Raw genomic sequence first — 5,873 nt, 5'->3', positions numbered from 1 at the left:
GTCGCGGCCTCGGCGAGCGCCAGCAGGGTCCCCCGGGCCGGCCCGCCGGCCAGCGGCGCGGCGTCGAGGGCGGCCAGCGACTGCGCCATCAGCTCGTCGATCCGCCGCTCCACCAGGTCGGCGGCGCCGCTGCGCCCGACCAGGTCGCGCAGCCGCTCGATCTCGGCCGCGTCCAGGTCGGGGGCGCCGAGCCGCTCGTCCAGCAGTCGGGCGTCGGCGGCGGGCAGGCGGCGCATCGCGTGCGCGATCAGCAGGGTCCGCTTGCCCTCGCGCAGGTCGTCGCCGGCCGGCTTGCCGGTGACCGCGGGGTCGCCGAACACGCCGAGCAGGTCGTCGCGGAGCTGGAAGGCCTCGCCGAGCGGCAGCCCGAACGCGCCGTACGCCTCGACGAGGGCCGGCCCGGCGCCGGCCAGCAGCGCGCCGACCTGGAGCGGCCGCTCGATGGTGTACTTCGCCGACTTGTACTGCAGCACGGTCTGCGCCCGGTCCAGGGCGCCGCGGTCGGCGGAGTCGCCGGCCACCGGCTCCAGCACGTCCAGGTACTGACCGAGCATCACCTCGGTGCGCATCAGGTCGAACACCGGCTTGGCGGCCCGGACCGCCCCGTCGGGCAGGCCGCTCTCCTGGAACAGCTCGTCGCACCAGATCAGCAGCAGGTCTCCGAGCAGCACCGCGGCGCTCGCCCCGTACTGCTCGCGGTCGCCGCGCCAGCCCTGCTCGCGGTGCAGCGCCTCGAAGCGGCGGTGGACGGAGGGCAGCCCGCGGCGGGTGTCGCTGCGGTCCATCAGGTCGTCGTGGACGAGGGCGCTGGCCTGGAGGAGTTCGAGGGCGGCCGCCGCGCGGGCGATCCCCTCGCCCCCGGGCGCGCCGCCGGCGCCGCGCCAGCCCCAGTAGCAGAAGGCCGGCCGCAGCCGCTTGCCGCCGTCGAGCAGGAAGTCGCGCAGCGCGTCGAAGACCGGTCCGAGCTGCGGGGAGATGCCGGCGAGCAGGGCGCCGCGGGTGTCCATGAACGCGGCGAGGGCGGCGTTGACCCGCTCGCGCAGGTCCTCCCGGTCGATCGGGCTGGCCGGCAGGCTGGTGGACGTGGGCACGGTGGGACTCCGGATCGCTGGGCTGACAATCAGACTATCCGGCGGCGGCTGGCGGCCCCGCATCCGGCGCTCCGCGGCCCGTTCCACGTGCATGTCTCATTCAGTGGACCACGTTTGGTCACGTTCTCCGCCCGACCGCTAACCTGCCAGCATGGCACTCGGCATCCCCTCCACCAGAACCGACCGCGCACAGACCGTGCGCGACCTGCTGGCGGCCGGGGACCGCTCCTTCTCCTTCGAGTTCATGCCGCCCCGCACCGAGGCCGCCGAGCGCAAGCTCTGGGACGCCATCCGCCGGGTCGAGGCGCTCGACCCGAACTTCGTCTGCATGACCTACGGCGCCGGCGGCTCCTCGCGCGGCCGCACGGTCAACCTGGTCGGCCGGATCGCCACCGAGACCACCCTGACCCCGGTCGCCCACCTCACCGCCGTCGACCACTCCGTCGCGGAGCTGCGCAACATCATCGGCCAGTACGCCGACCAGGGGGTGCGCAACGTCCTCGCGGTGCGCGGCGACCCGCCCGGCGACCCGATGGGCGAGTGGGTCCGCCACCCGCAGGGCGTCTCCTACGCCTACGAGCTGGTCGAGCTGATCAAGGGCATCGGCGACTTCTGCGTGGGCGTCGCCGCCTTCCCGCAGATGCACCCGCGCTCGGACAACTGGGACGACGACATCCGGCACTTCGTCGCCAAGTGCCGGGCCGGCGCCGACTACGCGATCACCCAGATGTTCTTCGAGACCGACGACTACCTGCGGCTGCGCGACCGGGTCGCCGCCGCCGGCTGCGCGACGCCGATCATCCCGGAGATCATGCCGGTCACCAACATCAAGCAACTGGAGCGCTTCCCCCAGCTGTCCGGATCGGCCTTCCCGGCCGACCTCGAGCAGCGCTTCCGCGCCGTCGCCGACGACCCGGCGGCCGTCCGCGCCGTCGGCATCGAGCACGCCACCGCGATGGCCGAGCGGCTGCTCGCCGAGGGCGCCCCCGGACTGCACTTCATCACCCTCAACCACTCCACCTCGACGCTGGAGATCTACCAGAACCTCGGCCTCCACCAGCGCTGAGCGGGCGCCGTGCGGCGGATGCGGTGGTGCCCGCCCCGAGCCTGTACAGTCGCCCGCACACGCGTGCCACGCGACTGGAGGTAGCGGGATGAGCATCGGATACCTGGTGCTGTACGCCGCACTGGCCCTGGTCGCCCTCTGGCTGGCCGCCGAGCTGCTGCTCCAGAACCGCGCCCCGGTGGCCTGGCGGGCCCTCGCCCTGGCCGGCTTCGCCGGCGTCGTCGCCGGCATGCGCCTGCAGTCCGTGCTGGTCATCGGCGCCGGCGCGGCGGGCTTCGCGATAGGCCAGACCCTCGTCACCCTCTCGGTCAAGCGCGGTTACACCGCGGGCTGGTCGCTGCGCCGCGCCGACGGCGCCCTGCCCGGGCCGCTGGCCAGGGTGCCGCTGCTCAGCGCCGCCACCGGCGGCGTCCCCGACGAGGAGGCGGTCGCCGAGGCGGCCCCCCGGGTCGGCGCGGTCGGCCCCGTCGAGCCCGAGCAGCCCGGCGCCACCTACACCGAGGTCGAGGAGCTCGCCGACGACGGCGTCTACACCGACCCCGCGGCCGCCGGGTACGAGCAGACCTGGACCCAGCAGCCCGCCCAGCAGGACGCGTACGCGCAGCAGGCCTACGCCCAGCAGCTCTACGCCCAGCAGGCCTACGGCTACGGCTACGAGCAGACCTGGACCCAGCAGCCCGGCCAGAGCGTCCAGCAGGACGCGTACGCGCAGCAGGCCTATGCCCAGCAGCTCTACGCGCAGCAGGCCTACGCCCAGGCCCAGTACACCGGCTACGCCGCCCAGCAGGACCCGTACGCCGCGCAGCAGCAGGTGCCGCAGCAGACCACCGAGCAGTACTGGGCCCAGCAGCAGACCCAGCAGCAGGCCTACCAGCAGCCGCAGCCGGCCGTCCCGCAGCAGACCGTCCACCAGCAGACCTGGGACTACCAGCAGCAGGGCTGAAAACCACTGGCCCGGCCCGCCCGCCGCGCGCTACAACACCGGCCATGGCACGGACCGCGGCGCACCGCACGACCGACCCCGGCACCACCCGCCCCTGGCGCTCCTCGGTGGTGCACACCCTCCGCCGCACCCGCGCCGAGCAGCGCGCCGCCGCCCGGGAGGGCCGCCGGGCCCGCCCGCAGCCGGTCACCCGGCAGGTCGCGGTGTACGCCCTGGAGCGGATGAACCGGGACGCCTCGGTGCGCACCGCCGCCGCCCACCTGGAGCGCCGGGCCCGTCAGGCGCTGCGCCGCCGGCTCGGCGAGTTGGCCCGCTACGGCGCCGATGCCGTTGAGGTCGAGCCCGCCCGGCACCGGCACTCGGTGCTGTGGCGGTCCTGAGCGCAGGGCCCCCTCAGGCCGGGCCGATCAGCCCGGCGGTGATCGAGGCCGACATGCCCACCCTGGCCAGCCCGCCGCCGGGGTGCGCGCCGCCGCCGATCCGGTAGAGGCCCGCGGTGCCGGTCGCGTTGGGCGGGTTGACGGTGCCGCCCGCCAGCGACGGGACGGGCACCCACGCCGTGGACCGCACCTCCCGCCACAGCACCCGCTCGCGCAGGTCCGGCCCGGACCTCGCCAGGTGGTCGAGCAGGTGGCCCGCGTAGGCGTCCAGGTCGTCGCCCTCGCGGACCCCGCAGGTGACGGTGAGGGTGACCGCCTCGTGGTCGGCGTCCGGCACCAGGGAGGGGTCGTCCGGCCGCAGCACCTGCACGGTCGGCCCCTCGGGGACGCTCTCCCCGTGCAGCAGCGCGTCCGTCTCCCAGGAGGGGTCCTCGGCGTGCACCACCGTCCGGTGCACGGTGCCCTGCGGGCGGGCCCCGCGCAGCGCGAGCAGCACCGTCACCCTGCCGAGCCCGCCGCCCGGCCGCTCCCACCCGAGGCCCGGCTCGGGCGAGGAGGAGAGCACCAGGTCCGCCCCGATCCGCTCGCCGTCCGCCGTCAGCACCCCGCAGGCCCGGCCGTCCGCCGTCAGCACCTCGGCCACCCGGGTGTCGAACCGGAACTCCACCCGGCGCTGCTCACAGCGGCGGAACACCGCGTCGGCCAGCGCCCGGATGCCGCCGCGCACGTACCAGACGCCGAAGGACTGCTCCATGTACGCCAGCACGGTCGCCCCCGCCGGGGCGTCGGGCGTGAGACCGAACCGGGTGGCGTACTCGGTGAGCAGCGCCGTCAGCCCCGGGTGGTCGCCCAGCTCGCGCCGGGCCACGTCGGCGAGGGAGTACGAGCCGCGCGGCAGCCACTTGGCGGGTCCGCGCCGCGGCGGCCTCGGGTACGGGTCGGCGAGCCGGCCGGCCGGCAGCGGCTCCTCCATCAGCGGGCGGCGGGTGGCCTCCCAGACCGCGCGGCCGCGGTTCATCACCGCACCCCAGCGCTCGCCCGAGCCCGCACCGAAGGCCTCGTCCAGGGCCCTGGCCACCCCGCCCCGTGAGGCGTTCGGCAGCACCAGTTCGGTGCCGTCCGGGAACACGTGCCGGCTCTCCGGATCCACCGGAACGAGCTCGACCAGCTCCTCCAGCGGCTCCCGGCCGGTCTTCAGCGCCAGGTCGCGGTAGACCGCGGGCAGGTTCAGCAGGCCCGGGCCGGTGTCGAAGGCGAAGCCGTCCCGCTCGTAGCGGCCGACCGCGCCGCCGTACGTCGGCGCCGCCTCGCAGACCGTCACACGGTGCCCGAGGGTGCCGAGCCGGGACGCGGCCGCGAGCCCGCCCATACCTGCGCCGATGATGACGATCCGTGCCATGGGGGCTGATCCTACGGGCCGCCCGGCCCCCGCTCAGAACTGCGGCTGGACGCCCACGGCGGCGCGCGCCGCCCGGCGCTCGCGGCGGCGCTGCAGGAAGCGCCGGATCCGCGAGACGGCGAACCAGACCAGCAGGACGCCGACCACCAGCAGCACCGCCGCGCCGGACGCCGCCACCCACGGATGGAAGATCGCCAGGGTGACCAGGCCGGCCACCGAGAAGTCCTCCAGGAGGCTGACCACGATGTTCGACGCGGGCTCCGGCGAGGTGTTCACCGCCATCCGCAGCGAGGCCTTGACACCATGGCTGACCAGCGCCGTCGTACCGCCGAGCGCACCCGCCGCGACCTGGCCCAGCGAGCCCGGGTCGTGGCCCGCCATCAGCGCGCCCACCACCGCGCCCGCCGCCGGGCGGATCAGGGTGTGGACCGCGTCCCAGGCCGTGTCCACGTAGGGGATCTTGTCGGCGACCGCCTCGCACAGGAACAGCACGGCCGCGACGACCAGCACGTCGGTGCGCTCCAGCGCCGGCGGCACCGTGTCCGCCCCGCCGAAGCGGCCGAACAGGCCGAGCAGCAGCACCACGGCATAGGCGTTCACACCGCTCGCCCAGCCGCTGGTGAAGATCAACGGGATGACGCTCAACTCTGCTCCCCTCCGGCGGTCCCGCCCGACGTCCGGGCGAGGGGGACCGTACCGTACCGGCGCTCTCAGGACGCGGGCGCGCCGCCGGTCGGTTCCATGGTCCGGCATCGGCGGACGAACCTGAGTACGGATACTCAGATCACCGGTTGAGTAGCCCGACGGATGGCCGCCGACCTGCGGGATTGGGCAGAGTGGGGGACGCCGGGAGAGCGCTGAGAGGTCGCTCGCCGGCGAGCGGCCGGGCCGTCCGCCCGGCGGGGGGGAACGGCGGGGCGGCGCCCCGGTCGCCGCACGGGCCGACCGGGGCCGCGCCCCCCCGCCCCGGGGCGGCGGGTCGCCTGCGGGGGGT

The 5,873-nt window shown here is 75.4% G+C and carries 6 protein-coding genes; 3 read left to right on the top strand and 3 right to left on the bottom strand.

What is annotated here, in order from left to right; all coding sequences use genetic code 11:
* On the bottom strand, nucleotides 1-1,091 hold a 1,091-nt coding region (locus ACFV0G_RS33710), incomplete at its 3' end, for a polyprenyl synthetase family protein (RefSeq protein ID WP_380556216.1).
* 151 nt (nucleotides 1,092-1,242) lie between these two features.
* On the opposite strand from ACFV0G_RS33710, the gene metF reads away from it, so the two are divergent.
* The 3 genes from metF (at nucleotide 1,243) to ACFV0G_RS33695 (ending at nucleotide 3,480) form a co-directional block, all read left to right on the top strand.
* On the top strand, nucleotides 1,243-2,157 hold the full coding sequence (metF, locus tag ACFV0G_RS33705) for a methylenetetrahydrofolate reductase [NAD(P)H] (RefSeq protein WP_380556214.1): 915 nt from the start codon (nucleotides 1,243-1,245) through the stop codon (nucleotides 2,155-2,157).
* An 88-nt stretch (nucleotides 2,158-2,245) separates the two neighbouring features.
* Complete coding sequence (locus ACFV0G_RS33700) at nucleotides 2,246-3,100, top strand: hypothetical protein (protein ID WP_380556212.1); 855 nt, start codon at nucleotides 2,246-2,248, stop codon at nucleotides 3,098-3,100.
* 44 nt (nucleotides 3,101-3,144) lie between these two features.
* Nucleotides 3,145-3,480: a hypothetical protein gene (locus ACFV0G_RS33695; protein ID WP_380556210.1), complete on the top strand. Its 336-nt coding sequence runs from the start codon at nucleotides 3,145-3,147 to the stop codon at nucleotides 3,478-3,480.
* A gap of 13 nt (nucleotides 3,481-3,493) precedes the next feature.
* Here ACFV0G_RS33695 and ACFV0G_RS33690 read toward each other — a convergent pair whose 3' ends face one another.
* Both ACFV0G_RS33690 and ACFV0G_RS33685 read right to left on the bottom strand, forming a co-directional pair.
* Complete coding sequence (locus ACFV0G_RS33690) at nucleotides 3,494-4,879, bottom strand: phytoene desaturase family protein (RefSeq protein ID WP_380556208.1); 1,386 nt, start codon at nucleotides 4,877-4,879, stop codon at nucleotides 3,494-3,496.
* Nucleotides 4,880-4,912: 33 nt separating this feature from the next.
* Nucleotides 4,913-5,524: a DUF4126 domain-containing protein gene (locus ACFV0G_RS33685; RefSeq protein WP_380556206.1), complete on the bottom strand. Its 612-nt coding sequence runs from the start codon at nucleotides 5,522-5,524 to the stop codon at nucleotides 4,913-4,915.
* Nucleotides 5,525-5,873: the final 349 nt, after the last annotated feature.

It is taken from the genome of Kitasatospora sp. NPDC059571 (assembly GCF_042735675.1).
Classification (GTDB): Bacteria; Actinomycetota; Actinomycetes; order Streptomycetales; family Streptomycetaceae; genus Kitasatospora.
The sequence above is the reverse complement of the archived record's forward strand: the minus strand, read 5'-3'. Positions and strand labels throughout refer to the sequence as shown.